Raw genomic sequence first — 26,390 nt, 5'->3', positions numbered from 1 at the left:
GCAGGTCGGGTCGCCGCTCGGGCGGTGGCGGCCGGTTCGATTCGCGGGACGTCACGCCAACGGTGTCCCAGCTTTCGGCGAGATGAGCGGGCCCGCCAGTGTCGGTGGGCGGATCCGGCTCGGTGGGCCGACCGGTGCCGCCGTTCTCGCCAGCGCCGCCGCTCGCGCCGATCACGCGCCGCGCGCCGTTCGCGTTGATCGCACCGGTCATGCTGCTCGCGCCGATCACGCGCCGCGCGCCGTTCGCGCCGTTCCCGCCGCGTCCACCCGTGGTGGTGGGCCTGGGGGCGCGGGTCACCGTCGGCCTGCGGGTCGAGGACGCGCCGCTGGCGTCAGTCGTGCGTGTGGTGACGGTCGTGCCGGTGGCGCTCGGTGATCCAGTCCTGTCGGAGATGCTCGCCGTTCCCGTCAGCTCCGGCGCCCCTTCCGGACCGCCCGACTCGGTCACGTCCCGGCCTGCACGCCCGCCCGCGAGCGATCCGGTATCCCACGCCCGCGCCGCACTGTCCGAGTAGGACCCGGTGTCCGCCGCCGCTGCGGAGGTCACCGCCCCGCCCGCTTCCCGCCCCGCACCCGCCCACGTTGACGCCGCTCCACGCCAGGGCGGTTCCGCGCCGCGCCCTCGCTCCGCTCTCCCACTTCCCGAGACCTCTGTCCTACCTTCCAGGACCTCCGGAAGATCTTGGTAGGAAACGGCCCCTATAGGGGCCCTTTCGTACCAAGATCTCGACGGTCCGTTGCGGGAGGCGGTGAGTCGGTTGATCAGCCGTGTCGTCCAAGCCGGCCAGCGGCGTGCCTGAACCCGCCCGTCGGCGGGCGGGGGAGGGGCGGCGGGCGGAGGTAGGTCGCGCAGGAGGCCGGGGGCGTGCGCTGCCACGAGGCGCCGCCAGTGCTCGGGCGGCTGGCCGGGAGGACGTGGCGCGTCGTCCGTCGACGACGGCGAGTCGGGACCGGACAGGCGATCGGCGGTGGCCCGCAGCGCGCGGGCCAGCCGGTCACGCGGACGCCGGGGCGGCGGCACCGCCGGCCTCCAGCTCCAGGCCCTCGTACGCCAGGGTCAGCGCCTCGATGGCGATCTCCTGCGACAGCGTGTTCAGGTGCGCGCCCCGCCACCGGGTCGGCCACGCGTTGATCATGTTCCAGCGCAGCACCTCGGCGGTGCCGGGCGGGTCCAGCAGCACCACCGACACGTTGCGCCGGTTGACAGTGCCCTTCGCCGCCGCGTTCACCCAGTCCCACAGCTCGCGTGAGCTGGTCAGGCCGAAGTGGAGGGTGACCGGGGCGTACTCGACCTGGCCGGGCACGGCCCGGATGCGCTCGTTGCCCGCCTCCCGGTACGACAGCGCCGGTATCGCCACCTCGAAGCCGCTGACCTCCGTGAAGTGCCCGTTGGTGATGCCGTTGATGAGCAGCTTGAAGTGGTACGCCCGGTACGGGTCGACCGGTGCGCCCGGCTGCGGCGTGGCAGTGGTGGGCATGTCAGCCTCCGATCGTCTCGGTCTCGGTGCCGCCGGCCCACTGGCTCAGCTTGAACACCACGAACTCCGCGGGCTTGACCACGGCGATGCCGATGTGGGCCACCACCATGCCGGCGTCGCGGACGTCGGCCGGGTTGGTCTCCTCGTCGCACTTGACGAAGAACGCCTCCTCGGGCGTACGGCCGAGCAGTGCGCCGTCGCGCCACACCCGGGTGAGGAACGCGCCGATGTCGCGGCGGATCGAGCGCCACAGCGTGAAGTCGTTCGGCTCGAACACCATCCACCGGGTGCCGCCCGCGATGGCCTGCTCGATGGAGATGGACAGCCGCCGCACGTTCAGGTAGCGCCACTCGCTCGCTTCGGCGGCGAGCGTCCGGGCGCCCCACAGCCGGATGCCCTCCCCGGCGAAGAACCGGATCACGTTGACGCCCTTGGGGTTGAGCACGTCGTGCTCCGGCCGGGTCACCCGGTACGCGAGGTCGACGGCCCCGCGTACCGGCTCGTTCGCCGGCGCCTTGTGCACGCCGCGCAGCGCGTCGGCGCGGGCCCAGATGCCCGCCACGTGCCCGCTCGGCGGAGTGAGCACCAGGTCGCCGCTGAGCGGGTCGCGGACCCGGATCCACGGGAAGTAGAAGGTGGCGAAGTCCGACTGCCGGGGGCGGTCGCCACCGGTGCCGGGCGGTTCGGCGTCGGCGTCGCCCGGCGTACCCTCGGCGGGTTTGTCGGCCGACGCGGCCGACGCGGGCTTGGGCGGCTTGCCCGGCGTGGCGACCCGGGTGAGCCGGGAGACGTCGGTGACCTCCGGCGGCGGGTCGCAGATCGCCACCATGGTGCGCAGCCGCTCGGCCATGCTGATCAGGGCCTCGTGCGAGACCGCATCGTGGTAGCCGGGCGCAGCCAGTATGGAGATCTCGTCGATGGCCTCCAGCAGTTGCAGGCCGCCGCGCCGCCCGCCGGTGCCGGTGAGCTGCCCGCCCTCGCCGACGTTCACCACCCAGCAGCGGGTGCCGCCGTTGTCCAGGAAGCCGAACACGGCGCGGGCCAGCGGGGTGCTCTCCAGGTGCTCGCCGTCGGCGTAGAGCCGCAGGAACTCGGTCCAGCTGTTCACCGCCAGCGCCTCGCCGACGTGGGCGCCGGGATCGGGCGCGACCCCGACGAACGCGGCGGTGCTCATGCCGACCGGCCCGATCGGGCGGGCCCCGCTGGGCACCTCCTCGACGTAGATGCCGGGGGAGAAGTAGGTGGGCATCGGTCCTCCTCGGACGTCAGTCGGGGGCGCGGACGACGATCAGGCCGTCGCCGGCCGGGTCGAGCTCGGCGGTGTGGACGCGCCCCGCGCCGATGAGCCGGATCCGCACCGGGGCGTCCGGCGCGTCGGGGTCGTGCGGCACGCCGGCCAGCCGGAACCGGCCGGCGGTGTCGGTCTCGGTGGCCTGGGCGGCGCCCACCAGCTCCACCCGGACGGCGGCGAGCGGCTGGTCCCGCGGACCGACCACCCGTCCGTGCAGCGTGCGCATGCCGAGCTGCCGCAGCCGCAGCGGCTGGCGTACCGGCGGCGCGACCGGAACCGGCCGCTCCACCCGGGCCGGCGCGTCCAGCAGCAGCGCGGGCCGGGGTGCCACGCCCAGCGCGCGCCACAGCGCCGGGTCGCCGGCGGCGAGCACCAGCTCCGGCCGGCCCGCCGTGGTGGCGGCGGCGAGCACCCGGTCCAGCGCGGCCAGCGCCGCCGACCCGCCGCCCGCCACCAGCAGGCGGACCACGAACCGGTACGGCTCGCGCGTCGCGCCGCCGGTCGCGGTCTGCCGGGCCGGCCGCAGCTCCAGCGGCCAGAGGGTGAGGCCGCCGCCGGGGTCGTCACGTGGCGGACCGACGGGTACGGGTTCGCCCACCGCCCCGGCCAGCCACTGCGCGACGTCCGCGACGGCCGCCTCGATCGCGCCGGTCATCGCGGTGGCGTCCCCTGGATCCGGTACGCGATGGCCTCGTTCCACACGTGCGGGTAGACGCCGATCTCGAAGTAGCGGGTGAACCTGTTTATCGGCGCGTTGGTGTGGTCGTGCCAGAGCAGCCACACCGGGGCGATGGTGAACAGCGCGTAGTTGAGCGCCACCAGCGGCAGGTAGAACGGGCCGAGCAGCCGGGCCTGGAACACGTGCACGTCCTCGTGCCGCTGGATGCCGGGGCTGGACCCGGCGCACACGGTGCCGATCGTGGTCGCGTACCGGGGGGAGACGCCCTCGACCACGTTTACCCGGCCGCTGCCGGCCGAGACGATCCGGTCGAGCTGGTGGCCGAAGACCAGGTGCAGCGCCAGGTAGAGCGCCCCGGCGAACGTGTTGAGCAGGCTCCAGGTGTGGTCGACCACGAAGAGGAAGATCCCCTTCGGATCGGCGGCGTACGTGCCGGCGGAGGCCGACGCCCAGCCGAACGGTGCGCCGACGAGCAGGCCGACGACCGCGCCGGCCAGCAGGCCGACGGTACCGGCGGCGAGTTGCCCGAGTACGGCGCCGAAGACGACCTGGACGGCCGCGCTGAGGATGCCGAAGATCATGGGGTCACCTCTCTCAGACCCAGGAGCGGACGAAGCGGGGCTCGCGGCCCTGGGCGAGCTGGGTCGGCGACGCCTGCGTCGCCTGCCGGTTGCCAGGGGGGAGCTGGTTGACGCCGAGCGCGGCCGAGAAGATCACCAGACCGTTGAAGAAGGCGATGATCCACTTCTCCGGGCCGGCGTCGTCGGCGAACGCGGCGGTCAGGTAGGACAGCAGGAGCGCGAAGCCCAGCGCGATCCACTTGCGCGCCTTGTCGCCGCTCGGCCCGATCAGCCCGCCGATGACGTTCGTGGCGAGCAGGGTGGCGGCGCTGGCGCCGGTGAGGCTGCCCAGGGCGGCCCAGGTGAAGAGATCGTTCACGGCGATCCCCCTCTTTCCGATGGTGCGGTGGTGCGGCCGGGGTGGAGTGGTGCGGCGGCGTTCCGGGTCACGTGATCCAGGGTCCGCCCGGTGTGGTGGTGGGCCGCCGGCGCGGGCGCCGTCGGCGGTGGTGCGGGCTCAGGCCGGTGGGCCGGCGGGTCGAGTCGGTGCGTCGGGCGCGGCCGGGGTGCCGGTGGTGGCCGGGGCGGGGCCGACGGGCGCGTCCGGGCCGGTGGAGGCACCCGGGCCGGGAGCGGCGCCGGGGGTGTGGGCCGGGCCGGTGGCGCCCGGGTCGGTGGTGGCCGTCGCGTCCGGCCCGCCGTGGGAGCGCCGTCGCCGCATCAGCAGCACGAGCGCCACGCCGACGACCAGCAGCAGGACGATCACGGCGCCGGCGACCGCCAGCCACGGGAAGGAGCCGTTCCCGGTCACCACGGCGGCCGGGCTGGTGGCGGGCGGCGGGGGCGCCTGGGCGACGGCGCGCAACTCGGCCGGCTTGGGCTGGTTGGCGACCACCTTCCAGGTGACCGAGCGTCCGGTGACCGTGCCGTTCGTGTCGAGCACCCGGCCGGGGAACGTCACCGAGATCTCGAACTCCATCAAGGTCAGGAACGCCTGTTGCTGACGCGGATCCTGCTGCCCGACCTTCCCGCCGTATTTCTTCGGGTCCAGGGGGAGCGAGAAGCGATACAGATCGTCGTCCCGAACAAGATTCACGCTTTCGCTCGTGAATTGCGCCAGTGGCGTTTTCCGGTACGCGATCTGAATGCCGTACGAGGTGGCGTCCTCGTACCGGGTCTCCGCTCCGGGCGGAAGTGAGGGAATGTTCGGCCGCAGTTCGGCGAACGCCACCGCCGGATCCGGGTTGCGCTGCTTGAGCACGGACTTCGGCGCGGTGAGCAGGAGCTGGCCGGAGACCGTGTCGTCGTTGTTCACGGTCAGCCCGAGGTTGAGCTGCATGCAACCGCTCAATATCGCCACGAGGGCGAGACACGCCGCGAGACCGAATGTGCGGCGGCGGAGTCTCGTATTCATGCGCTCAGTGTGAGCCGGTGCGGGCCGCCGGGCAGTCCGTGATCGGTCGCCGTTCTGTCGCCGATCTTACCGGCTCCCTCTCCCATTCGGACGACCCCGGAAACGCGAGCGATCGATATTCTGAAAGATTGTGGCGCCGTCGATTCGCCGGGGGTCACCGCGCCGGGGGCTGCTCCGGGACGATCCGGAACACCGGGATGCCGGCGGCGACCCGGGCGAAGTCGGCGAGCGGGGCGTGCCGGTCCACCGGCGCGTGCGCCCGGGCGCCGGGGGCGAGCGCGAGGTGCCGGCGCAGGATCTCCGGCCGCTGCGCCACCGGCACCTCGACCAGCCGGACCGGCTCGCGGCGGCGACGGCGCAGCACCACCCGCCCGTGCGCGGCGCGTGCGTTCGCCACCCAGTTGGCCCGCTCGCCGAGCATCGACACGACGTACCGCTCGCCGTCGTGATCGGCGACCACTATCGGCACCGACACGGTCCGGCCGGTGCGTCGGCCCGGCACCTCCATGGTCACCCAGTGCCGCGGCGCGAGCCCGGCGCCGTACTGCCACGCCGACAGCGCGTTGAGCATCCGGGCCAGCCGGTTCGGCCGGCGACCCCGGTACATCCACGTCATGAGTCCGCCCACCGGAACCCCTCCTTCTCCCGTATCCATTGACCGGCGGCCGCGCGGCGACGGCCAGGGCCGACCGGCCCGAACGCGTCCACCGCAGCGTGAACCACCGCGTGCCCGGCCACCGGCGGGCACCGCCCGGCCGCAGGATGGGTTACGCAGACCGGAGGGAAGGAATGACACCGACCGCGAGCCGGGCCGCGACGGCGCTCCGGCAGGCGGCCGGGCGGCTACGGCACGGCTGGCGGCCCGTACTCCAGGACACGCTGGCGGCGACGGTCGCCTGGATCATCGCCACCCGGCTCGCCGGGCACCCGCTGCCGTTCTTCGCGCCCGCCGCCGCCCGGAACGTGCTGACCCAGGCCCGGGGCCGGCACGCCGACGCCGCCGGGCACTGACCGGCGCTCAGGCGCTCTCCCGGGTGACGAGCGTCGACGGGAACGCGGTGCTCGGCGCGACCGGCGCCCGGGTCAGCACGGCAGTGGCCGCCGCCGCGGCGATCCGGTCGACCGGGTGGGTGGCGGTGGTCAGCGGCGGACTGCTCATCGCCGCGTACGGCAGGTCGTCGAACCCGGCCACCGCCACGTCGTGCGGCACCCGCACACCGCGCCCGCGCAACGCGGCGATCACGCCGAACGCGGTGGCGTCACTGGCCGCGTAGACCGCGTCGGCGTCCGGCCACCGGCGCAGCGCCGCAAGCGCCGCCCAGCCGCCCCGCGCCGCGGTGAAGTCGCCGGTGACCAGCCGCTCCGGAGACCCGGACTCCCGCATCAGCTCCCGGTACGTGGTGACCGAGCGCTCGGCGCAGACCAGCCAGCGCGGCCCGGTGACCATGACGATGCGGCGCCGGCCGGTGGCGTACAGGTGGCGCAGCACCTCGCCCGCGCCACCGGCGTTGTCGACGTCGAACGAGGGCACCGTCGCCGAGCCCTGGCCGATCGAGACGACCCGGCCGCGCAGTCTCGGCGGCACCGCGTCCAGCGCCGCCTGGACGGTGTTGACCAGGATCACGCCGCACACGCCCCGGTCGGCGCCGAGCCGGACCAGCCCGGACGGGTCGGCCAGCGGCAGCCACTCCAACGCCACTCCGACGCCGTGCGGCGCGCACTCCCGCGACGCCGCGCCCACCACCCGGTGCACGTACGGGTCGTCCAGCACCGTCTCGTCGCGGCCCACCACCGCCACCACGAGGCGTACCCCGGCGCCGCGCACCAGCGCCCGGGCCGCGAGGTCCGGCACGTAGCCGAGGCGTTCGGCGGCGGCGTGCACCCGGGCGCGGGCCCGGGCCGAGGTGAACCCGTAGCCACCGAGCACCCGGGAGGCGGTGGCCCGGGACACCCCGGAGTCGCGGGCCACGTCGTCGAGCGTGGCGGGACGTGTGGACGGCGTACCCATGTCCGCATCATGCCTGCTCTGGCATGGATGGGCGAAGCCTTAACGGCGCTTGTGGTGGAAGCGCTCTCAGGTGTGCGATTGTCGGCGGGAACAGACGGGGGAAGGGACCAGCGCACCGTGAGCAGCACCATCGACGCACCGGCCGGAAAGCGACCACCGGCGCCCCGGGCGGTGCTGAGCGCCCGCAACGGCGTGGCGGTCGTCTTCGCCCTCAACGGGCTCGCGGTGGCGAGCTGGTTCTCCCGGGTCCCGGCGGCCCAGGACGCGCTCGACCTCAATCCGGGCCGGCTCGGCCTGCTGCTGCTCTGCGCGTCGGCGGGCTCGCTGCTGGCCATGCCGACCGCCGGCCTGGTCACCCAGCGGCTCGGGCCGGCGCGCACGGTGGCCGTCTCGGTAGTGCTCGTCGCGCTCGGCCTGACCGGGGCCGGTCTCGCCGCCAGCCTGGCCGGATCGGTCGTCGGCGTCGGGTTCGGGCTCGCCGCGTTCGGTTTCGGCTCCGGCCTGTGCGACGTGGCCATGAACGTCGAGGGCGCCGCCGTGGAGAAGCGCCTCGGCTACACCATCCTGCCCCGGTTCCACGCCGCCTGGAGCCTCGGCTCGGTGGCCGGGGCCGGGCTCGGCGCCGGCGCCGCGCACTTCGGCGTGCCCGTCGGGGTGCACCTGCCGGTCCTGTCCGTGCTGATCCTGGGCGGCACGCTGCTCGGTGCCCGGGCCTTCCTCGCGGCCACGGCCGAGGCGGCCGGGGCCGGGGCGCCGGCGGCCCGGCGGCAGGCGCTGCTGGCCGCCTGGCGCGAGCCCCGCACCCTGCTGATCGGGCTGCTCGTGCTGGTCATGGCGTTCACCGAGGGCAGCGCCAACGACTGGCTCGCGGTGGCGTTCGTCGACGGGTACGGGGTCGACGAGGCGGTCGGCGCCGCGGTGTTCGGCGTGTTCGTGGTGGGCATGACGCTCGGCCGCACCGTCGGCACCGTCGCCATCGACAGGTGGGGACGGGTGCCGGTGCTGTTCACCACCATCGCGATGGCGTCCGCCGGCGCGGCGCTCGCCGTGCTGGCCGGGAACGGCCCCCTCGCCGTGGCCGGCGTGGCGCTGTGGGGTCTCGGTGCGTCGCTCGGCTTCCCGGTCGGGATGAGCGCCGTCGCCGACGACGAGGACAAGGCCCCGGCCCGGGTGAGCGTGGTCGCGGTGATCGGCTACACGGCCTTCCTGGCCGGCCCGCCGCTGCTCGGCTTCCTCGGCGACCACTTCGGCGTGCTGTCCGCGCTCGGCGTGGTGCCGCTGCTCCTGCTGCCCACGCTCGCGCTGGTGCCGGTGCTGCGGGAGCGTCCCGCCGCGCCGGACGCGGCGGCCGGCACGCCGGGAGTCGGCACGCCGGGCGTGAAGGCGGGCTGAGCCGGCCCAGCCGACTCCCACCGCGCTCCCAGCCGCCTGCCAGGCGGGCGTGCTGCACTGGAGCGAACGCCGAGGAGAGGAGGCGGGCATGCGCTGGTTCAGCCGCCGAGCCGCCGACCCGACGACGCCCACGAAACTCGACCGCGAGGCGAACAAGGAGGACCTCGCGCAGTTGGAGGCGTTCGTCACCAGCCGCAGCGGGGTCGAGTTCTATCTGGAACCGGAGACCACGGCCACCGACACGACAGTGGTCGCCATCGCGCACGACGGCGAGTGGATCCGCCGCCGTACCGGCTCGCCCCGGGTCGCCGGCAGGATCGCCCAGAAGCACGCGGTGCCGCTCTACGAGGCGGCGCGTACCGGCTATCCGGAGCGGATGCGGGTGTGGAACCGGGCGCACCCGGAGCGCCGGGCCCGCTGACGCGCGGGCTCAACCGCCCAGCGCGGTGACGACCGAGTAGCCGAGGAACGCCGCGCCCAGGCCCGCGGCCACACTGAGCGCCACATTCGCGTACGCGAGACGGCGTTTCCCCGTGCGGGCCAGGCGCAGCGTCTCGTAGCTGAGCGTGGACCACGTGGTCAGCGCCCCGCAGAAGCCGGTGCCGACGAGCGCCGTCACGCCCGGGTCGACGGGTGCCGCGAGCAGGCCGCCGAGCAGCAGCGACCCGGCGACGTTGACGGTCAGCGTGCCCCACGGGAACGGCGAGCCGTGCCGGGCCTGCACCGCCCGGTCGGTGAGGTAGCGCAGCGGGGCGCCGATCGCCGCGCCGAGCGCGATCAGCAGGACGGTCACCCTGCCCTCCCGTGCCGGGCGGCCAGGAGCCGGGCGGTCACCGCGTCCCCTGCCGCGACCGCCGCCAGCGCGCCGAGCACAGTCGCGGCCAGGTAGGCGCCCGCCGTACCGGCCGCGCCGCCGGTCAGCAGCCGCTGCGCGTCGACCGCGTACGCGGAGAACGTGGTGAACCCGCCGAGCACGCCGACGCCGAGGAACGGCCGGGTCAGCGGATGGGTCGGGCGGGCGGCGAGCACCGCCATCAGCACGCCGATGAGCAGGCAGCCGGTGACGTTGACGGCGAACGTGGCCCAGGGGAAGCCGCCGGGCGGGTGCGGCACGGCGGCTTGGGCGCCGGCCCGGGCCAGCGCGCCGAGCACGCCACCGGCGGCGATCACGCCGAGCGCCACCGCCGGGTGCGCGGACAGTTCCGCGCGGTCCGCCGGTACGCGCAGGTCGACGTCCGGATCGACCCGGGGATCCGACACAACACCTCCCACCAGCACCCGAGAGCATAACCCCGCCTCTCGCCCCCGGCCCTCGCCCGGCCCCCGCCCGGCCCTCCGCGATCTTGCACTTTGTGCCCCGGCACATTGCGCGAAAAGGACACCCGAGGGGCGGCAAGTGCAAGATCGCGGGGGAGAGGGACGGGGCAGGGGTGGCGGGCGTACGGTGGGCGCAGCGCCCGGCGCGCGGCGTCCGGGGCCCGTCGTGCCAGGAGGTCACCGTGGAGGAGCGCACGCCCCGTCCGGAGGAGCTGGATCCCGTCGAGCGGATCGGCGTCGACGAGCTGCGCGCGCTGCAACGGGACCGGCTGCGGCACTCGCTGCGCCACGCGTACGACAACGTGCCGCACTACCGGCGCGCGTTCGACGCGCTCGGCGCGCACCCGGACGACCTGCGTGAGCTGGCCGACCTGGCCCGCTTCCCGTTCACCGCGAAGGCGGAGCTGCGGGAGAACTACCCGTACGGCATGTTCGCGGTGCCCCGCGAGCGGATCGCCCGGCTGCACGCCTCCTCCGGCACCACCGGCCGTCCCACAGTGGTCGGCTACACCCGCGCCGACCTGGACACCTGGGCGAAGCTGATGGCCCGCTCGATCCGTGCCGCCGGGGGCCGCCGCGGCGACCGGGTGCACGTCGCGTACGGCTACGGGCTGTTCACCGGCGGGCTCGGCGCGCACTACGGCGCCGAGGAGCTGGGCTGCACCGTCGTCCCGGTCTCCGGCGGCATGACCGAGCGCCAGGTCATGCTGATCCGCGACCTCGAACCGGAGGTCGTCATGGTGACCCCGAGCTACATGCTCGCCATCGTGGACGAGATGGAACGCCAGGGCGTCGACCCGCGCGCCACCTCGCTGCGCGTCGGGATCCTCGGCGCCGAGCCGTGGACCGAGGACATGCGCCGGGAGCTGGAGACCCGCCTGGACATGCACGCGCTGGACATCTACGGCCTGTCCGAGGTGATGGGTCCGGGCGTGGCGGTCGAGTGCGTGGAGACCAAGGACGGTCTGCACCTGTGGGAGGACCACTTCTACCCGGAGATCATCGACCCGGTCACCGGCCGGGTGCTGCCCGACGGGGAACGGGGTGAGCTGGTGCTGACCTCGCTGACGAAGGAGGCGATGCCGGTGGTCCGCTACCGCACCCGCGACCTGACCCGCCTGCTGCCCGGCACCGCCCGCCCGATGCGGCGCATCGAGAGGATCACCGGGCGGACCGACGACATGATGATCGTCCGGGGGGTGAACGTCTTCCCGACCCAGATCGAGGAGCTGATCCTGCGTACCCCTGCGCTGTCGCCGCACTTCCAGTGCGTGCTCGACCGGCGGGGGCGGCTCGACACGCTCACCGTCCACGTGGAGCGGCGCGCGGGCGCCGCCGCCGACGAGGCCGAGCGGGCCGGCGCGATGCTGGTCGAGCAGGTCAAGAACACCATCGGGGTGTCGGTGGCGGTACGGGTGATCGAACCGGACGGGGTGGAACGCTCGATGGGCAAGATGCGCCGCATCGTCGACCAGCGACGGGAGTCCTGAGATGGCCGGCCGTACCGCGGCGCACGACATGTTCGACGCCGACGTGGCGTCCAAGGGGCTCGGCATCGAACTCGTGTCGGCCGGCGACGGCGCGGCGGTGGCCCGGATGCGGGTCACCGCGACGATGCTCAACGGGCACGCGATCGGGCACGGCGGCTTCGTGTTCCTGCTCGCCGACACCGCGTTCGCGCTGGCCTGCAACAGCCACGGCCCGGCGACCGTGGCGGCCGGCGGCGAGATCAGCTTCCTGCGCCCGGTGCGCGAGGGCGACCTGCTGGAGGCGTACGCCACCGAACGCGTCCGGCACGGCCGCAGCGGCATCTACGACGTGACGGTACGGCGCGGCGACGAGGTGGTGGCCGAGTTCCGGGGACGCAGCCGCACCATCGCCCGCGACTGACCCGGACCGGCCGGCCGCCCGGTGACGTCCGGGCCGGAGTGGCCCCGTGCCCGCTCCGAACCGGACGTCACGCTCATGCGGCCAGCCCGAGCGGGCGCCCGCCGGGCTCGTTCCCTCGCCGGTTCCCGCCCGGCCGTTCGGGTGGTCCGGTCCGCTGCTCCGGCCACGCCGTGACCGCCGGGCCGGGCCACCGACCGGGCGTGACCTCGGATCGCGGGACGTCGCGCCACCCCTGCCGCTCCGCGGCACCCGGGACGGTCCCCGTGACGGGCCCGGCGCTCACCGGCTGCGTGGGCACCGCCCGGAGCGCGTCGGCCTGATCCAGCCGGTTCGGCGGGACGGGCGCCGGTCGGGCCCCTCCACCCGACCGGCGCGGCCGTCCCGCCCCGAGCGGGCAGACGCCCCGCTCGTCGGCGTCCCGGGACGGGACGCCGGTTACCGCTCCCGGCCCGCGGCCGGCAGCGGAGTCCTCAGTGGCGCGCAGGCGGCGGGCGAAGTCCGCCCGTACCGCACGGGACAGCCGCAGCGCGGCCACCCGCGCCACCAGCGCGTCGACCGCCCAGCCGCCCGCCGGGACCGGGCGGACCAGTCCGGCCGCGGCCAGCGCCCGCAGCACCGGCTCGGCCCGGCCGGCGGGCCAGCCGAGCATCGCCTCCACCGCGTCGGCCCCGACCGGGCCGCCGCGGGCGGTCCCGGCCAGCAGCACCGCCCGGTGTGTGCCGTCGAGCCGGTCCAGCCGGGCGTCCACCAGGCGGCGCGCGGCGGCGGGCACGCCGCCGGGCTCGCCCGCCGGATCCGTGCCCGCGTACGCGGACGCGACCGCCGGGTTGCCGCCGACCAGCGGAATCAGGCGTGCGGCGAGCGCGGCCGGCCGCCCGGCCCGGTCGAGCAGGTGCCGCAGCAGCCGACCGGTGTCCAGCGGCCCGAGCGGCTCCAGCGGGATCCGCCGCGCCGGGGCGGGCAGCGGGTCGGCCGAGCCGGCGCCGCTGGTGGTGACGACCGCCAGTGGCAGTCCGCGTTCACCCGCCGCCACGTGGAGCTGGTGCAGGAACCGGCGCAGCGCCGGTGCGGCCCGGTCCAGGTCGTCCAGCGCGACCAGCACCGGCGCGTCGGCGGCCAGGCCGAGCAGCGTCTCGCGGCAGGCCACCACGGCGCGGGCCGCCACCGCGTCGTCGTCCGGCGCGGCCAGGAACGCGGCGAGCACACCGCCCGGCCCGTCCGCGACAGTGCCGTCCGGCCGGGGACGGACCAGGTCGGCCAGGGGCGCCAGTTCCCCGCACGGGTACGGCGGGCAGGACGTCACCCGCCGGAGCACCGGCACGCCGTCCACGCTCGACACGGCACCGGTCACCTCGTGCAGCAGCCGGCTGCGGCCGCTGCCCGGCGGTCCGACCAGGGAGATCCACCGGGGACGCCGGTCACGTAGCGCCCGGGTGACCTCGTCGACCGCGCTCGCCAGCTCGCGGCGGCGGCCCACGAGCGGGTCGCGGTGCCGGGGCGGCCTGCTACCGGCAGTCCCGGTCACCCGCCACACGTCCAGCGGAAGCGCCTTGCCGGCGAGTGTCAGCGTGGCCAGTGGACGCTGCTCGACCAGGCCGGCCACCGCGTTCCGGGTGACCGGGCAGAGCACGACCCCGCCCGGCGGCGCGTGCTCCTGCAGGCGGGCCGCCGTGGTGATCACCGCGCCGCTCGCCGCACCGTGGCCGCCGTCGCGGACCTCGGCCAGGTCCAGCAGCACCTCGCCGGTCGCCACGCCGACCCGCACGCGCAGCCGGACGCCGGCCGGGCTCCGCCGCGCCAGCGCGGCCTGGATGTCCAGCCCGGCCCGCACCGCCCGGTACGCGTCGAGACCGTCCGAACCGGACGCGCCGAACAACGCCATCACCGCGTCGCCGACGTACTTCTCCACCACGCCCCGCCAGCGGCGCAGCACCGCGGCCACGGTGCCGAAGTAGGCGCGCTGCAACGCCCGTACGTCCTCCGGGTCGAGCCGCTCGACCAGCCGCGTCGAGCCCACGATGTCGACGAAGAGGACGGTCACGACACGTCGTTCCTCGGGCACCGGCCGGCACGCCGCGATGACGGCTTTCCGACTCCACACGGGCGTGGTGATCGACATCGCACCCACCCTTTCCCCGGACTCCGGTACCTGACGACCACCGCAGACTTCCACCACCGGGTTCTCGGGGGATCTGTAGGACGACGTATGTCGGGCACGCGCAACCATTAGTCGTGTAGTCGACGCGAGAGGTACCAGTCCGGGCCCACGGCCGTAGAACCTCGCGGGAGCGGTGACTAGGCTGCGTCCCATGGCCGGCGACCTGGACACCGCACCGCTCGTCGGCCGTACCGGCACCATGGCGACGCTGCGGTCGGCGCTGCACGACGACCTGCGGCCCGGGCAGACCGGCGCGGTGTTCCTCACCGGAGAGAGCGGGGTGGGCAAGACCCGCCTGCTGACCGAGGTCGGCGAGCAGCTCCGGCAGGCCGGGGCGGTGGTGCTCACCGGCGCCTGCCTCGACATCGGAGACGCCTCGCCGCTGCACCCGGTACGCCAGGCGCTGCGCCGGCTCGACGCCGAGCAGGCCGAGGCGCGCACCACCGCGGCGATCCGCGGGGTGTTGCAGGTCTTCGACGAGGAGACCCCCGGCCCGGACGGCGCCGGGGCGCTGCTGGAACGCGTCGCCCAGGGCCTGCACCTGGTGGCCGGCGGACGGCCGCTGGTGCTCGTCCTCGACGATCTGCAGTGGGTCGACCGCAGCACCCGGCAGCTCATCCTCTACTTGCTGGCCGGGCTGGGCGACCTGCAGCTGTCGGTGCTGGCCGCGATCCGGGCCGAGTCGCTGCGCGGCGCGCATCCGCTGCGCCGGGTGCTCACCGAGCTGCGCCGGCTGCGGTCGGTGCGGGTGATCGACCTGCTGCCGCTGGACCGGCCCGCCACCGAGGAGCTGGCCGCCGCAGTCGTCGGCGCGCCGCTGCCGCCGGAGGCCGCCGACCAGCTCTGGCAGCGCAGCGGCGGCAATCCGTTCGTGGCGGAGGAGCTGGCCCGCGACCGGCGCGACGGCCGCGACGGTCTCTCCGACACCCTGCGCGAGGTCTTCCTCGACCGGGTCGACGCGCTGCCCCAGCCCGCGCACGCGGTGGTGCACGCGGTGGCGGTGGGCGTCGAGCCGGTCGAGCACTGGCTGCTGGCCCAGGTGGTGCGGCTGCCCGAGGAGGAGCTGCTCGACGCGGTCCGGGAGGCGGTCGCGCACCGCCTGCTGGTCGGCGCCGACGACGGCTACCGGCTGCGGCACCGGCTGGTCGCCGAGGTCCTGGCCCACGAGCTGCTGCCCGCCGAGCGGGCCGCGCTGCACCGCCGCTACGCCGAGGCCCTCACCGCCGTGCCGGCCGAGCTGCACCAGGCCCGGCTGGCGCACCACTGGCGGCACGCCGGCGAGCCGGCCCGGGCGCTGCCCGCCGCGATGGCCGCGGCCCGCGAGGCGGAACGGCTGCACGGGTACGCCGAGGCGCACCGCCACTGGTCGGCCGCGCTGACCCTGGCCACCGAGCCGCCCGCGGTCACGCCCGACGGGGCCCTGCCGGAGCCGGTCGAGGTGGACCGGGCTGAGCTGCTCAGCCACGCCGCCGAGGCCGCGCACCACAGCGGGGAGCACGCCCGCGCCCTGATGCTGCTGGAGGAGCTGGCCGACGACCCGTCCGGGCCACCGGTCTGCGCGCTGCGCATCCGCCGGGCCCGTTACCTGGCCGCGGCCGGCCGGTCGGCCCCGGCCGAGCAGGAGTACCGGCTGGTGCTGGCCTCGCCCGACTGCACGCCGCAGGAGCGGTGCACCGCCGCCGCCCGGCTGGCCGAGCTGCTGCTGCACCTGGGCCGCTACGCCGAGGCCGGCGACCGGGCCCGGGAGGCGCTGGCGCTCGCCGCCGACGTGCCCGGCACCACCTCCGAGGTGGTGATGGCCAGCGCCGCACTCGGGTTCAGCGAGGCGTTCCTGGAGGATCCGGCGGCCGGGCTGGCGGTGATGCGCCAGGCGCTGGAGACCGCCGAGTCCGCCGGCCGTCCGGAGGACGTGGCCTGCGCGTACCTGCACCTGGCCGAGCTGCTCACCGGGCCGCTGAACATCCTCGAGGAGGGGGTGGTGGTGGCCCGCCGGGGCGCCGACCGGGTCGCCGAGCTGGGGCTCGGCCGCACCTGGGAGACCCGGCTGCTGGCGGTGGCGACGAACGGGCTGTTCCGGGTGGGGCAGTGGGCGGAGGCGGAGAAGGTGGTCGCCGCCGCGCTGCGGCACCGTCCCTCCGGGGCGGACGCGGTCGAGCTGCTGCTGGCCCGGTGCCGGCTCTCCGTCGGGTACGGCGACGTCGAGGCGTCCGACCGCGACCTGGAGGCGGTCGCCACGGTGCTGGCCGGTGGCGGCGCCCGGCACGTGCTGCCGATGCTCATCCTGCGTGCCGGCCTGGCCATGTGGCAGGGCCGGCACGACCTGGCCCGGCAGGCGGTGCAGCGGGGCCTGACCGAGAGCCGGTCCGACGACGTGATCGTGCTGGCCACGCTGGCCTGGCACGGGCTGCGCGCGGAGGCCGAGGCGGCGGCCGGCCGCACGATCGAGGTGGACCCGAACGCGGTACGCCGGCTACGCGCCGCGGTCGACCGGGTGACAGGCAAGAGCGCCGAGGCGGGTGCGCCGGTGCGGTACGTGGCCGAGGGGTTCCTGGCGCTCTGCCACGCCGAGCTGAGCCGGCTCGACGACGGGCGCGGCGATCCCGCGCTGTGGGAGCGCTCCGCCGCCGAGTGGGACCGGCGCAACCACCCCTATCCGGCCGCGTACTCCCGGTTGCGGCAGGCCGAGGCGCTGCTGGCCCGACGCAGCCGCCTGGCCACCGCCGGCAACCTGCTGCGTGAGGCGTACGCGACGGCCCAGTCGCTCGGCGCGGTGCCGCTGACCGCGGAGATCCGTACCATCGCCTCGCGGGCCCGGGTGGCGGTGGACGCCGCGCCGGAGGCGGCGCCGGTGCCCCGGCAGCGGGCGGCGGCGCCCGCCGGGCCGGCGGTGGACGAGCTGGCGACGCTCACCCCGCGGGAGCGGGAGGTGCTCGCCGCGGTGGCCGAGGGGCTGACCAACCGGGAGATCGGCCAGCGGCTGTTCATCAGCGAGCGGACCATCGGCGTCCACGTCTCGCACATCTTCGACAAGCTCCAGGTACGCACGCGGGTGCAGGCCAGCGCCATCTTCCTGCGCAACGGCGCGGAATAGGCGTACGCCGGCAATACGTCGTTCGACGGATCCCCCTGTGGACGGTGGCTGGCAGGCTGTCCGGCGGAACAGGGGTGGTGGCGTCGTGGGGGCGTCGGCCGTTGTGGAGGAGAGATGACCGAACCGGTCTGGGGTCCTGTGCACCAGGACATCGTCGGCCTGCTCGCCGACCATCCCGCCGACGTGCCCGCGGTCGTGGACCATCTGACCAAGTTGCAGGATCTGCTGATCCGGCTGCCGCCGTTGCAGGAGAGCTGCCCGCTCGCCGACTTCAACAAGCTCTACCTGGTGATCACCAGTACGGTGCTCGACGGCCTGTACGACGACCGGTTCCGCGACCCGGCCTTCCTGGCGCGGCTGGACGTGGAGTTCGCGGCCCGCTACTTCGAGGCGCTGCGGTTCTGGACCGACTCCAGCCCGAGCACCCCGAAGGCGTGGTCCTGCCTGTTCCGGCGGATGCGGGGCCCGGACGCCCGGCCGTTGCCGTCGGCCGCCGCGGGCGTCAACGCGCACATCAACTACGACCTGCCGTTCGCGCTGGTGACCACGTTCGACAGCCTGGAGTCCGAGCCGATCGACGCCAGCGACCAGCACCGCGACTACCTGGAGATCAACAAGATCTTCGCCGAGCGGATCCCGGAGCTGCGCCGCGGCTACCTGGACAACTGGCAGCTCATGATCGACATGGTGAACGGCGACATCGACGACTGGTACCAGGGTGAACTGGTGGAGTACACCCGGAACGTGGCCTGGCGCAACGCGCAGAAGATCTGGCGCTGCCGGCACGACCCGGAGGCCCGCGAGTGTGAGCGGACGCGGCTGGACGACAACGCCGCGCTGCTCGGCCGGCTGCTGCTGTCGCCCCTCGGGGCGTTCCTGCAGTAGCCGGGACGGGGGGTTCCCGCGTCCCGCCGTCCGGGCGCGGGGCGCGGGAACGCCGTCCGCGGGTGTCGGGGCCGCCGCACCGGGTACGTCGCCGCCGTGCCACCAGACGAACAGGCCGGCCCCGCTGCGGTCCCGCCGGGCCCGGCCCGCCGCTTCCCGTTCCGCTTCGACCCGGCGTTCCGGCTGCCGCTGGCGCTGCTCGGTGTCCGGCCCGCCACGGCCTGGCTCGACTGGGGCCCGGACGCGCTCGTCGTCCGGTTCGGCCCGTGGCTGCTGCGCACCACACCGGGCAACGTGACCGGGGCCGAGCTGACCGGGCCGTACCGCTGGTGGCGGGCGATCGGCCCGCACCTGTCGCTGGCCGACGGCGGGGTGACCTTCGGCGCCAGCCTGGCCGGCGGGCTCTGCCTGCGCTTCGCCGAGCCGGTGCCGGCGTTGGCCCCCCGGCCCCTGGCCGCGGCACCCGGCGGTCACCGTGACGGTGGCCGACCCGGCGGCGGTGCGCGACGCCCTGGCCGGCGGACCGGATCTTTGACCGGTTCGGCCGGGCCGCGCCCGGGACACCCCCTACCGTCTTCATAGGGACGAAGGGGAGCAGATGGGGCAGGCGGGGGAGCCGGAACAGCCCCGGCGTACGCGGAACCGGCGCCGGGAGGCGCACGCGGCCGCGGCGGCCCGGGCCGGGCGACACGGCGACCACGCCGGCCGCACCGTGCCGGAACTGCCGGAACGGGTGGCGGCCCCGGCGCGGCCGGCGGCCCCGGCGGGACGGCTGCACAGGTGGTTGTTCGCGCACCGCGTCGAGCCGGTCGGCCCGGAGGTCGGCGAGCACCAGACCCGGTCCCACCCGTGGTGGCAGGTGATGTGCCTGACCGGCGTCGACTACTTCTCCACGCTGTCCTACCTGCCCGGCATCGCCGCCGTGGCGGCCGGCGCGCTCAGCCCGCTGGCCACGCTGCTGATCGTGGCGCTGACCCTGCTCGGGATGCTGCCGATGTACCGCCGGGTGGCCCGGGAGAGCCCGCACGGGCAGGGCTCGGTGGCCATGCTGGAGCGGCTGCTGCCGTTCTGGCGCGGCAAGGTCTTCGTGCTGGTGCTGCTCGGCTTCGTCGCCACCTCGTGGATCATCACGATCACCCTCTCCGCCGCCGACGCCAGCGTGCACCTGCTGGAGAACCCGGTCCTGCCCGCGTCGTTCCCGCACGGCGGCGCGGCGGCGGTGCTGGTCACGGTGGTGCTGCTGCTCGTGCTCGGCGGCGTGTTCCTGCTCGGGTTCAGCGAGGCCGTGCAGGTCGCCATCCCGCTCGTGGTGGCGTTCCTGACGCTGAACGCGGTGGTGGTGGTCGCCGGGGTGGCCGAGGTGGTCGCCGACCCGGGCCTGCTCGGCGACTGGACCGGCCGGCTGGCGCACACCGGCGGGCCCGGCGACGTCCTGGTCACGAGCGTGCTCGCGTTCCCGCTGCTGGTGCTCGGCCTGTCCGGCTTCGAGACCGGGGTGAGCATGATGCCGCTGGTGCGCGGCGAGGGCGACGAACCGCGGCGACGGCTGGACGCCCGGATCCGCAACACCCGAAGGCTGCTCACCGCCGCCGCGCTGATCATGTCGGTCTACCTGATCGCCACCACGTTCGTCACCACGGTGCTGATCCCGCCCGGGGCGTTCGCCCCCGGCGGGCCGGCGAACGGGCGGGCGCTGGCGTTCCTCGCCCACGAGCACCTCGGCGAGGCGTTCGGCACCGTGTACGACATCAGCAGCGTGCTCATCCTCTGGTTCGCCGGGGCGTCGGCGATGGCCGGGCTGATCAACATCGTGCCCCGCTACCTGCCGTCGTACGGCATGGCGCCGGAGTGGGGACGGGCGGTGCGCCCGGTGGTGCTGGTATACACCGCGATCAGCGTCGCCATCACGATCGCCTTCTCCGCCGACGTGAACGCCCAGGCCGGCGCGTACGCCACCGGCATCCTCGCGATGATGGTCTCCGGCGCGATAGCGGTCACCATCGCGGCGTGGCGGGCTCGCGGCCGCGTGGCCGCTGCCGGGTTCGCGCTGCTCACCGCCGTGCTGCTGTACGCGCTTGTGGAGAACGTGGTGGAGAAGCCGGACGGGATCACCATCTCCGGTTTCTTCATCGCCGGGATCATCGCGGTGTCGCTCATCTCCCGGGTCACCCGCACCACCGAGCTGCGCGCCGAGCGGATCGAGTTCGACGAGGCGGCCCGCCGCTTCGTCGACGAGTCGGTCGCCCGGGACGGGCGGCTGCACCTGATCGCCCACAAGCGGCAGAGCGGGTCGGTCAAGGAGTACCGGGTCAAGGAACGGGCGCAGCGGTCGATGAACCCGGTGCCCGGCGCCGCCGACGTGCTGTTCCTGGAGATCGACGTGAGCGACCCGTCCCAGTTCAGCCAGGTGCTGCGGGTGCGCGGGGTGGAATCCGGCGGCTACCGGATCCTGCGCGCCAGCAGCCCGGCCGCGCCGAACGCGATAGCCGCGATCCTGCTGGCCCTGCGCGACGCCACCGGCGTACGCCCGCACTGTCACTTCGAGTGGTCGGAGGGCAATCCGATCGCGCATCTGCTGCGTTATCTCATCCTCGGCCGGGGCGACACCCCGCCGGTGGTGCGGGAGATCATCCGCAAGTCCGAGCCGGACCCGACCCGCCGCCCCGGCATCCACGTCGGCGGCTGAGGCGCGGGGGACCGGCCCGGCGGCGGGACTAGCCGAGCGCGCGGACCCGGGCGAGCAGGTCGCCGGCGCAGAAGTCCAGGAAGCCGTCCGGGTCCGGCCCGGCGTTCTGCAGCACGATGTGGTCGAAGCCGGCCTCGACGTACGTCCGTGCCTTCGCCACGTGCGGCTCGGCGTCCGGGCCGACGGAGAACTGCTGCCGGATGTGGTGGTCCTCGACCCAGGTGGTGGCGGCGTCGAAGTTCACCGGGTTGGGCAGCTCGCTCATCACCTTCCAGCCGGTGACCGCCCAGCGGCTGGTCTCCCGGGCCGCGCGCACCGCCGACTCCTCGTCGGCGGCCCAGGCCATCGGCACCTCGGCGTAGCGCGGACCCTGGCCGCCCGCGTTGCGGTACTGGTCGACGATCGACGACTTCGGCTCGGTGGCGAACAGGCCGGTGCCCAGTTCGGCCGCGAGACCGGCGGATTCCCGGCCGCTGGCCGCCACCGCGATCACCGGCGGCTGCTCGGGCAGGTCCCAGATCCGGGCGTCCTCCAGGTGCAGGTGCCGGCCGTCGTACGAGCGGTAGCCACCCTGCCAGAGCAGCCGGATGATCTCCAACGCCTCGCGCAGCCGCTCGTGCCGCCCCCGGACGCTGGGGAACCCCTGCCCGACGACGTGCTCGTTGAGCCGCTCCCCGGCGCCCACCCCGAGCGTGAACCGCCCGTCGGAGATCAGCGCCATGGTGGCGGCGGCCTGCGCGACGATCGCCGGGTGGTAGCGCACCGACGGGCAGGTGACGCCGGTGGCCAGGCCGAGGGTGGTGGTGCGGGCGGCGATCGCGCCGAGCGCGCTCCAGGTGAAACAGGAGTGCCCCTGCGCCTCCAGCCAGGGGTGGTAGTGGTCGCTCATCTCGACGAAGTCGAAGCCGGCCTCCTCGGCCCGGACCGCCTGCCGGATGAGTTCCCGCGGCCCGAACGCCTCCGAGGCGAGCTTGTAGCCGATCCGCATGCCCGGTCTCCGTTCCGTCGTCGGCGAACCGCTGCCGTTCCCACCGAACCGCTGCCGTTCCCACCCGACCGGCGGGCAAACCAGGCGAGACCCAGCCTCCTAGGACGGTCTAGGGTGGTGATCGACCGCGCGGCGGGCACGGAACGGCCCGCGCTCGCCGGGCGGGCGCGGGCCGAGGGGAAGTACGGGGCGACGGCCTACTTCGACGGCTCCGGCAGCTTGCAGTCCACCTTCGGGTTGGCGCCGATGTAGTTCAGCGGGCCGGCCACGATGGTGACCAGGATCGTGCCCGCCTCCGCACAGTTGGTTTCGTCGTTGCCGTAGTAGCCGCGCTGACCGGCGGCGATGGCGCCGATGATGAGCCAGATGACGACCAGGACGCCGACTATCGAGGTGCCGCGCATCAGTTGCCTCCACTGGGGTCGTGGTGGATTTCGAGGTGGAGGCCATGTACCCCGTGCGGGTGATCCGCCAAACGGCGCACCGGTGCCGGCGCGGCCGATTCCGATTACCTCAGTGTGGCGGCATCGGCTCCTCGGGCGGTCGGCCCCGGCTGCGGAGGTAGTCGGCGAACGCCACCCCGGCCAGCACCAGCATCGCCCCGGCCGAGGCGTAGACCGGCGCCAGGTACAACCCGGCCGGGGCGATCGTCAGCAACGCCAGCACGCCGCCCGGCCGGGACGACGACACCCGGCTGAACACCTCGTACTCGAAGGCGGCCCGCCCGGCCAGGAACATCGCCGGCCCGCCGAGGATCACCGCCAGCCAGGCCGGCGGCGTGTGGCCGGTCGGCTCCAGCAGGACCAGGTCGAAGCCCGCCGCGGTGGTCACCACCCCGGCCACCATCAGCAGATGCGTGTACGGCGCGGTGTTGAGGAACCGGTTCGGCCGGTCGGCCCGGGCGATGGCGTGCGGCAGCAGCTCGCCGGACTTGTGCACGTAGATGCGCCAGAGCAGCAGCGTGGTGGTGAACGCGACGGTGAAGGCGACCAGGTTCTCCACCTCGGAGTGGTGCGTGCTGAACACCGTGCCGGCGACCAGCACGGCGTCGCCGAGCGCGATGATGAAGAACTGCTGGTACCGCTCGGACAGGTGCTCGGCCGTCACGTTGCGCTGGGCGTCCGGCACCGCACCCAGGACCGGCACCGGATACGCCAGCCGGAATCCCAGGTAGTCGATGGCCAGCGCGCCGAACCAGAGCAGGAGCCGGGCGGTGCCGTGCGCGGCCAGCGCGCCGATCAACCAGGGCACCGCCGACACGGCGAACCAGACGAAGATGCGCACGGCCCGTTTGTTGCTCTGCGCGTCCCACCGCACGGCGGGCATGAGGAAGAGCCCGCGTCCGAGATGGATCGCCACGTACGTCCCGGCGAACACCAGCCCGCGGGAGCTGAACGCCTCCGGGATGGCGGTGGTCATCAGCAGCGCGCCGAACATCACCGCCACGATCAGCAGCTTGATCTCGGTGCGCTGCGGATCGTAGATGTCGGTGACCAGCGTGGTGATCGCCCAGGTCCACCAGATCGCCATCAGCATGACCAGGGACTCGGCGGCCCGTTCCCAGGTCACCGACCCGATCAGGTGACGTGAGATCAACGCGAGCGCGGCCACGTAGACCAGGTCGAAGAAGAGTTCGAGCAGGGTCACCCGGCGCGGCGCCTCCGGGTCGCGGACCGGCGGTCGCCGGCCGGCGGGCTCCGGCGCTGCGGTGGGCACGACATGCTCCTGCGGAAGGCGGTACGCGCGGCGGGCCGTCCGGGCCCCTCACCGACGGTAGCGACGCCCGTACCCCCGTGGTCGGCTTTCCGGCATACCGGTCCGGTGCCCGCCGGCCGGGAGGTGGCGGGGCCGGAAACGCGCCGGGCCGGTGGCGACAACTCGTCACCACCGGCCCGGAACGCGGACGGCTGTCTACTCCGCGGCGGCCGGGAGCACCCGGTCGGCGTCGGCGGGGGCACCCGCCAGCACCTTCGCCTGCTGCGGCCAGGTGGCCAGGCCGGGCGCGGTGCGCAGCCCGGCGGCCTTCACGGTCTGCCGCAGCGTGACCTCGTCCAGTTCGGCGAGCTGCCGGTAGGTACGGATCCCGGCGTCCTGGAGCGCGGTGGCCAGCTTCGGCCCGATGCCCTGGATCCGCCGGAAGTCGTCCGGCGCGGTGTCGGCCGCGTCGGCCGGAGCATCGTTCTCGGCAGACGCGCGCGGCGCGGGCACGACGGCCGGCTCGGCAGCGACCGGCTCGGCGGCGACCGGCTCGGCAGCGACCGGCTCGGCAGCGACCGGCTCGATCGGCTCGACGGGCTCCGTGGTCTCGGCGGGCTCCGTGGCCGCGACGGGTGACGGCGCGGCATCAGCGGTGGGCTCCGTGGCCGGGCCGGCCGGCGACGCCGTGGCGTCCGGCTCGTCGGCCAGTGTCGACTGTGCCGGCACGGCGACGGGGGCGCGCTCCGGCTCCGCCGCGAAGGGCTCCGACTCGGCGACGAGCGCCGGAGACCCGGCCGGCTCGTCCACATCGGTGCCGGTCGTGGCGGTCGCGGACTGGTCCGCACCGGCCACCGTGGCGGACGGCTCCTCGACCGGACGATCGGTGGCGACGGCGACCGGCCCGGCCTCGGCGACCGGCTCGGTGACAGGCTCGGCGGCGGTCGCCACGGCCGGCTCGGCGGTCGCGGTCTCGGTGGGCGCGGGCTGCTCGGCCACCGAGGCGGTCGCCGGTGGCTCGTCGACCACCGCGACCGGGCGCGGCTCGTCGACGGTGGCGGTGACCTCGGGGGCGGTCTCCGCCGAGGGCGTCGCCGGGGCGCCGGACCGGCGGCCGACGACGAACCAGCCGGCGCCGAATCCGATGAGCAGGGCCAGTATCACGAACAGCCACTGCCCGAAGCTCGACGGCATGGCCAACCTCCTTCTCTGTACGTGCACGACGGGGGCGAAAGACTCGGGGCAGCTTCGCACACGCGCGTGACGTACGACAGGCAGGCCAGGGCCGGGCCGCGGCGGTGGGACCGAAGGTGTCGGCCGGTGGCCGGCGGGTGACCGAGCGTGCGCCGCGGGCGGCCGGGCGGCGGCGGGGAGACGCCCCGGAACCCGGGTGCCGTGCGTGGTTCCGGGGCGCCCCGTCCGTCGCCCGCGCCGGTCAGTGGATCCGGCCCGGCGCGGGCGCGTCGGCGGCGTCCCAGCTGTAGAAGCAGCCGGCCACGGCGTCGCGGGGGGAGTGCCAGGTCGGCAGGTACGGCGAGGTGTGCGCGGAGAGCCGCTTGTTCACCTGCTCGTACAGCGGGTTGTCGCGCAGTTCCCCGGTCAGGCCGGGAGAGACGTCGACGGTCTCCATCAGATGGACGCACAGGTCGTGCAGGTAGTACAGGGAACGGTGCCGGACGCCGGTGAGGTGGGGGAGTTCGGTGGCGTCGGCCTCGGCGAAGATCTGCGCCACCCGTCCCTGTGCGCCCGGCACGATCCGGCTGACCACCAACAGTCGACTCATCGTGACCCCTCTCGCCGCCGTGGTGCTGCGCTCACCGTGCCGGTCGCGCTGTCACCTCGACGTCACCGCGTACCCCGGGGCATTGATGGTGGGGCCGCCTTGGCGGGCCGGTCCGTGCGGCGCGGCGCGGGCGGTTCCGGACGGCTGGCCCGGCGGATCGGCGCGAGGGTGTCGTCGAGCAGCGCTGTCATCGCCGGAGACGGTTCCAGGCGCAGTTCGCGCAGGAGCAGGTCCCGGTAGACGTAGAAGGAGTGGACCGCCTCGAACGCGTTGCCCTCGGCCAGGTGGATGCGCACCACCAGGCGGTGCGGGGTCTCCCGCAGCGGCTCGGCGGCCATCGCCTCCAGCGCGGCCTCCAGCGCCTCGCCGTGCCGGCCGGCGGTGAGGTGGTTGCCGGCCAGCTCCTCCAGCATGTGCAGGCGTAACTGGCGCAGCCGTTCGCGTTCCAGCAGCACCCAGTCGTCGTACCAGCCGGGGAGCAGGTCGTGGCGTCCGGCGCCGGTCGCGCCGCGCGGGACGGCGCCCTCGCGGACCAGCGTCGCGGCCTCCACCAGGTCGTCCACGTCGAGGCGGACGGTGGGCCCGAGGCGGACGGTGTCGCCGTCGGTGCGCAGCGGGCAGCACGGGTCCTGCCGCAACCGCCACAGCGCGGTACGCAGCGACGACAGCGCCCGATCCTCCGGCGTCTCCGGCCACAGCAGCCCGGCGAGGTGGCTGCGGGTCGCGGCCGGACGCAGGCCGATCAGGGCGATGACGCGCTGCAACCCCCGGGGTACGACGACCGGCGCGTCGTCGTGCAGGAGCTGGAAACCGCCGAGCAGGTGCAGTGACACCCGGGGCGCGGGTACGCCGGCCGTCGGCATTCTCGACCCACCCGACACGGCGCACCCCCCAGCACCGGAACCCTCGTTCCGACCGTCTCCCGTTGCCCGGACGCCGCCCGCGACGCCGGTGTCGGAACGCCTCCGCCGCGGCCGGGAATCTCCACCGTGGCCGGGCTGACCGAGACGGAGAATATCAACGCCTGTTACTCTCAGTCAACGCTAGGTCGGTCACCCGACTGTCCATAGCGGGC

27 protein-coding genes are annotated in these 26,390 nt (G+C 74.8%); 10 read left to right on the top strand and 17 right to left on the bottom strand.

Going from position 1 to position 26,390, the window contains the following annotated elements; translation table 11 throughout:
- Window positions 1–122 precede the first annotated feature (122 nt).
- A complete protein-coding gene (locus ACGFIA_RS05085) occupies window positions 123–515 on the top strand; it encodes a hypothetical protein (protein WP_357480861.1) in 393 nt (130 codons plus the stop codon).
- A 480-nt stretch (window positions 516–995) separates the two neighbouring features.
- On the opposite strand, the gene ACGFIA_RS05080 is transcribed toward ACGFIA_RS05085, so the two are convergent.
- From ACGFIA_RS05080 to ACGFIA_RS05050, 7 genes are all read right to left on the bottom strand, one after another.
- Window positions 996–1,478 carry a phage tail protein gene (locus tag ACGFIA_RS05080; protein ID WP_393258690.1) on the bottom strand — a complete coding sequence of 161 codons (483 nt, stop codon included), beginning with the start codon at window positions 1,476–1,478 and terminating at the stop codon, window positions 996–998.
- A 1-nt stretch (window position 1,479) separates the two neighbouring features.
- Entirely contained in the window at window positions 1,480–2,727 is a 1,248-nt protein-coding gene (locus ACGFIA_RS05075) for a phage tail sheath family protein (RefSeq protein ID WP_393258688.1), read from the bottom strand.
- A gap of 16 nt (window positions 2,728–2,743) precedes the next feature.
- Window positions 2,744–3,424 (bottom strand): carboxypeptidase-like regulatory domain-containing protein, encoded by a 681-nt coding sequence (locus ACGFIA_RS05070; protein WP_357473776.1) that lies wholly within the window; start codon window positions 3,422–3,424, stop codon window positions 2,744–2,746.
- Window positions 3,421–4,029: a glycine zipper family protein gene (locus tag ACGFIA_RS05065; protein WP_357387804.1), complete on the bottom strand. Its 609-nt coding sequence runs from the start codon at window positions 4,027–4,029 to the stop codon at window positions 3,421–3,423. Before ACGFIA_RS05065 ends, ACGFIA_RS05070 begins: the two co-directional genes overlap by 4 nt.
- Window positions 4,030–4,042: 13 nt before the next feature.
- On the bottom strand, window positions 4,043–4,387 hold the full coding sequence (locus ACGFIA_RS05060) for a hypothetical protein (protein WP_357387802.1): 345 nt from the start codon (window positions 4,385–4,387) through the stop codon (window positions 4,043–4,045).
- A gap of 138 nt (window positions 4,388–4,525) precedes the next feature.
- Window positions 4,526–5,422 (bottom strand): LppM family (lipo)protein, encoded by an 897-nt coding sequence (locus tag ACGFIA_RS05055; protein WP_393258685.1) that lies wholly within the window; start codon window positions 5,420–5,422, stop codon window positions 4,526–4,528.
- A 154-nt stretch (window positions 5,423–5,576) separates the two neighbouring features.
- Complete coding sequence (locus tag ACGFIA_RS05050; RefSeq protein ID WP_357387798.1) at window positions 5,577–6,050, bottom strand: nitroreductase/quinone reductase family protein; 474 nt, start codon at window positions 6,048–6,050, stop codon at window positions 5,577–5,579.
- Window positions 6,051–6,211: 161 nt separating this feature from the next.
- Between ACGFIA_RS05050 and ACGFIA_RS05045 the strand changes: the two genes are divergently transcribed.
- Window positions 6,212–6,433, top strand: coding sequence for a hypothetical protein (locus ACGFIA_RS05045; protein WP_357387796.1), 222 nt, complete (start codon window positions 6,212–6,214; stop codon window positions 6,431–6,433).
- Window positions 6,434–6,440: 7 nt separating this feature from the next.
- Here the strand turns inward: ACGFIA_RS05045 and ACGFIA_RS05040 are convergent, their stop codons facing one another.
- Window positions 6,441–7,430: a LacI family DNA-binding transcriptional regulator gene (locus ACGFIA_RS05040; protein ID WP_357387794.1), complete on the bottom strand. Its 990-nt coding sequence runs from the start codon at window positions 7,428–7,430 to the stop codon at window positions 6,441–6,443.
- 117 nt (window positions 7,431–7,547) lie between these two features.
- Between ACGFIA_RS05040 and ACGFIA_RS05035 the strand changes: the two genes are divergently transcribed.
- Window positions 7,548–8,822, top strand: a complete 1,275-nt coding sequence (locus ACGFIA_RS05035) for an MFS transporter (RefSeq protein WP_357473769.1) — start codon at window positions 7,548–7,550, stop codon at window positions 8,820–8,822.
- Between the two features lie 88 nt (window positions 8,823–8,910).
- On the top strand, window positions 8,911–9,243 hold the full coding sequence (locus ACGFIA_RS05030) for a hypothetical protein (protein ID WP_357473766.1): 333 nt from the start codon (window positions 8,911–8,913) through the stop codon (window positions 9,241–9,243).
- A 9-nt stretch (window positions 9,244–9,252) separates the two neighbouring features.
- Here ACGFIA_RS05030 and ACGFIA_RS05025 read toward each other — a convergent pair whose 3' ends face one another.
- Complete coding sequence (locus ACGFIA_RS05025) at window positions 9,253–9,615, bottom strand: CrcB family protein (RefSeq protein WP_357387788.1); 363 nt, start codon at window positions 9,613–9,615, stop codon at window positions 9,253–9,255.
- On the bottom strand, window positions 9,612–10,094 hold the full coding sequence (locus tag ACGFIA_RS05020; protein WP_357473763.1) for a CrcB family protein: 483 nt from the start codon (window positions 10,092–10,094) through the stop codon (window positions 9,612–9,614). The genes ACGFIA_RS05025 and ACGFIA_RS05020 overlap by 4 nt, the downstream gene beginning before the upstream one ends.
- A gap of 227 nt (window positions 10,095–10,321) precedes the next feature.
- Between ACGFIA_RS05020 and paaK the strand changes: the two genes are divergently transcribed.
- Window positions 10,322–11,629: a phenylacetate--CoA ligase PaaK gene (gene paaK, locus ACGFIA_RS05015; RefSeq protein WP_393258681.1), complete on the top strand. Its 1,308-nt coding sequence runs from the start codon at window positions 10,322–10,324 to the stop codon at window positions 11,627–11,629.
- A gap of 1 nt (window position 11,630) precedes the next feature.
- The gene (gene paaI, locus ACGFIA_RS05010; protein WP_357387782.1) at window positions 11,631–12,029 is read left to right on the top strand and encodes a hydroxyphenylacetyl-CoA thioesterase PaaI; all 399 of its coding nucleotides are present in this window, start codon (window positions 11,631–11,633) and stop codon (window positions 12,027–12,029) included.
- A gap of 73 nt (window positions 12,030–12,102) precedes the next feature.
- On the opposite strand, the gene ACGFIA_RS05005 is transcribed toward paaI, so the two are convergent.
- Entirely contained in the window at window positions 12,103–14,070 is a 1,968-nt protein-coding gene (locus ACGFIA_RS05005; RefSeq protein ID WP_393258679.1) for an AAA family ATPase, read from the bottom strand.
- A gap of 268 nt (window positions 14,071–14,338) precedes the next feature.
- On the opposite strand from ACGFIA_RS05005, the gene ACGFIA_RS05000 reads away from it, so the two are divergent.
- The 4 genes from ACGFIA_RS05000 to ACGFIA_RS04985 all read left to right on the top strand — a co-directional run bounded on the left by ACGFIA_RS05000 (window position 14,339) and on the right by ACGFIA_RS04985 (window position 20,849).
- The gene (locus ACGFIA_RS05000) at window positions 14,339–17,278 is read left to right on the top strand and encodes an AAA family ATPase (protein WP_357387778.1); all 2,940 of its coding nucleotides are present in this window, start codon (window positions 14,339–14,341) and stop codon (window positions 17,276–17,278) included.
- Between the two features lie 114 nt (window positions 17,279–17,392).
- A complete protein-coding gene (locus tag ACGFIA_RS04995) occupies window positions 17,393–18,163 on the top strand; it encodes a DUF5995 family protein (RefSeq protein WP_393258677.1) in 771 nt (256 codons plus the stop codon).
- A gap of 96 nt (window positions 18,164–18,259) precedes the next feature.
- Complete coding sequence (locus tag ACGFIA_RS04990) at window positions 18,260–18,745, top strand: hypothetical protein (protein ID WP_393258675.1); 486 nt, start codon at window positions 18,260–18,262, stop codon at window positions 18,743–18,745.
- A 16-nt stretch (window positions 18,746–18,761) separates the two neighbouring features.
- The gene (locus ACGFIA_RS04985; protein ID WP_393258673.1) at window positions 18,762–20,849 is read left to right on the top strand and encodes an amino acid transporter; all 2,088 of its coding nucleotides are present in this window, start codon (window positions 18,762–18,764) and stop codon (window positions 20,847–20,849) included.
- Between the two features lie 28 nt (window positions 20,850–20,877).
- On the opposite strand, the gene ACGFIA_RS04980 is transcribed toward ACGFIA_RS04985, so the two are convergent.
- From ACGFIA_RS04980 to ACGFIA_RS04955, 6 genes are all read right to left on the bottom strand, one after another.
- Window positions 20,878–21,837, bottom strand: a complete 960-nt coding sequence (locus ACGFIA_RS04980; protein WP_357387770.1) for a TIGR03557 family F420-dependent LLM class oxidoreductase — start codon at window positions 21,835–21,837, stop codon at window positions 20,878–20,880.
- A gap of 197 nt (window positions 21,838–22,034) precedes the next feature.
- The gene (locus ACGFIA_RS04975; protein ID WP_013286658.1) at window positions 22,035–22,241 is read right to left on the bottom strand and encodes a hypothetical protein; all 207 of its coding nucleotides are present in this window, start codon (window positions 22,239–22,241) and stop codon (window positions 22,035–22,037) included.
- Window positions 22,242–22,350: 109 nt separating this feature from the next.
- Window positions 22,351–23,553, bottom strand: coding sequence for a low temperature requirement protein A (locus ACGFIA_RS04970; protein WP_357387768.1), 1,203 nt, complete (start codon window positions 23,551–23,553; stop codon window positions 22,351–22,353).
- 195 nt (window positions 23,554–23,748) lie between these two features.
- Window positions 23,749–24,726: a helix-hairpin-helix domain-containing protein gene (locus ACGFIA_RS04965; RefSeq protein ID WP_357480823.1), complete on the bottom strand. Its 978-nt coding sequence runs from the start codon at window positions 24,724–24,726 to the stop codon at window positions 23,749–23,751.
- Window positions 24,727–24,967: 241 nt separating this feature from the next.
- Window positions 24,968–25,315 carry a TcmI family type II polyketide cyclase gene (locus tag ACGFIA_RS04960; protein WP_357480820.1) on the bottom strand — a complete coding sequence of 116 codons (348 nt, stop codon included), beginning with the start codon at window positions 25,313–25,315 and terminating at the stop codon, window positions 24,968–24,970.
- A gap of 62 nt (window positions 25,316–25,377) precedes the next feature.
- Window positions 25,378–26,178: a BTAD domain-containing putative transcriptional regulator gene (locus tag ACGFIA_RS04955; protein WP_393258670.1), complete on the bottom strand. Its 801-nt coding sequence runs from the start codon at window positions 26,176–26,178 to the stop codon at window positions 25,378–25,380.
- Between the last annotated feature and the right edge of the window lie 212 nt (window positions 26,179–26,390).

Source organism: Micromonospora sp. NPDC049203, from assembly GCF_043197215.1.
GTDB lineage: Bacteria > Actinomycetota > Actinomycetes > Mycobacteriales > Micromonosporaceae > Micromonospora.
The sequence above is the reverse complement of the archived record's forward strand: the minus strand, read 5'-3'. Positions and strand labels throughout refer to the sequence as shown.

Coding starts and splice junctions, on each gene's coding strand:
- ACGFIA_RS05080 (WP_393258690.1), bottom strand. CDS start 1,478: ATGCCCACCACTGCCACGCCGCAGCCGGGCGCACCGGTCGACCCGTAC.
- ACGFIA_RS05075 (WP_393258688.1), bottom strand. CDS start 2,727: ATGCCCACCTACTTCTCCCCCGGCATCTACGTCGAGGAGGTGCCCAGC.
- ACGFIA_RS05070 (WP_357473776.1), bottom strand. CDS start 3,424: ATGACCGGCGCGATCGAGGCGGCCGTCGCGGACGTCGCGCAGTGGCTG.
- ACGFIA_RS05065 (WP_357387804.1), bottom strand. CDS start 4,029: ATGATCTTCGGCATCCTCAGCGCGGCCGTCCAGGTCGTCTTCGGCGCC.
- ACGFIA_RS05055 (WP_393258685.1), bottom strand. CDS start 5,422: ATGAATACGAGACTCCGCCGCCGCACATTCGGTCTCGCGGCGTGTCTC.
- ACGFIA_RS05045 (WP_357387796.1), top strand. CDS start 6,212: ATGACACCGACCGCGAGCCGGGCCGCGACGGCGCTCCGGCAGGCGGCC.
- ACGFIA_RS05040 (WP_357387794.1), bottom strand. CDS start 7,430: ATGGGTACGCCGTCCACACGTCCCGCCACGCTCGACGACGTGGCCCGC.
- ACGFIA_RS05030 (WP_357473766.1), top strand. CDS start 8,911: ATGCGCTGGTTCAGCCGCCGAGCCGCCGACCCGACGACGCCCACGAAA.
- paaI (WP_357387782.1), top strand. CDS start 11,631: ATGGCCGGCCGTACCGCGGCGCACGACATGTTCGACGCCGACGTGGCG.
- ACGFIA_RS05000 (WP_357387778.1), top strand. CDS start 14,339: ATGGCCGGCGACCTGGACACCGCACCGCTCGTCGGCCGTACCGGCACC.
- ACGFIA_RS04995 (WP_393258677.1), top strand. CDS start 17,393: ATGACCGAACCGGTCTGGGGTCCTGTGCACCAGGACATCGTCGGCCTG.
- ACGFIA_RS04985 (WP_393258673.1), top strand. CDS start 18,762: ATGGGGCAGGCGGGGGAGCCGGAACAGCCCCGGCGTACGCGGAACCGG.
- ACGFIA_RS04980 (WP_357387770.1), bottom strand. CDS start 21,837: ATGCGGATCGGCTACAAGCTCGCCTCGGAGGCGTTCGGGCCGCGGGAA.
- ACGFIA_RS04975 (WP_013286658.1), bottom strand. CDS start 22,241: ATGCGCGGCACCTCGATAGTCGGCGTCCTGGTCGTCATCTGGCTCATC.
- ACGFIA_RS04965 (WP_357480823.1), bottom strand. CDS start 24,726: ATGCCGTCGAGCTTCGGGCAGTGGCTGTTCGTGATACTGGCCCTGCTC.
- ACGFIA_RS04960 (WP_357480820.1), bottom strand. CDS start 25,315: ATGAGTCGACTGTTGGTGGTCAGCCGGATCGTGCCGGGCGCACAGGGA.
- ACGFIA_RS04955 (WP_393258670.1), bottom strand. CDS start 26,178: ATGCCGACGGCCGGCGTACCCGCGCCCCGGGTGTCACTGCACCTGCTC.